This is a genomic window from Niallia yueguangensis (assembly GCF_052663115.1).
This window is the reverse complement of the sequence record NZ_JBQTCX010000066.1, coordinates 1-568: the sequence shown is the minus strand read 5'-3', so window position 1 is coordinate 568 and position 568 is coordinate 1. Positions and strand designations below refer to the sequence as shown.

Annotated in this window: 1 protein-coding gene; it reads left to right on the top strand. The window is 38.6% G+C overall.

The annotated features are described in order from the left end of the window. The coding region (locus tag ACTYA4_RS22160; protein WP_445505880.1) for a BMP family lipoprotein at nucleotides 1-568 on the top strand (568 nt) is incomplete at both ends.

Below are 568 nucleotides of genomic sequence, written 5' to 3'. Positions count from 1 at the left end.
ACAACAAGATGCTCATTTTGCGATTGTAGATTCCGTAGTTAAACAACCGAACGTTGCAAGTATCACTTTTAAAGAACAAGAAGGTGCTTTCTTAGCTGGTCTTGTTGCAGGAAAAGCAACAAAATCTAATAAAATCGGCTTTATCGGCGGGATGGAAAATGAAATTATTTGGCATTTTGAAGCTGGATTTGTTGATGGTGTAAAGGCTGCCAATCCAAAAGCGAAAGTAGATGTACAATATGCTGGTGCTTTCACGAAACCAGAAATCGGGAAAACAATCGCTAATAAAATGTATTCTTCAGGCGCTGATGTAGTATTCCATGCTTCAGGTGGAACTGGTGCTGGTTTATTTACCGAGGCTCGTGAATTAAAAGAAAAAGATCCTTCTAAATACATTTGGGCAATCGGAGTAGACTCTGATCAATCTCCTGAAGGTGTAGTTGGAGAGCATAATGTAGTGTTAACATCTGCACTAAAAGGTGTTTCTACAGCAGTAAAAGATGTTACGACAAAAGCAAAAGATGGCAATTTCCCTGGTGGACAATCACTTGTATATGGTTTAAAAGAA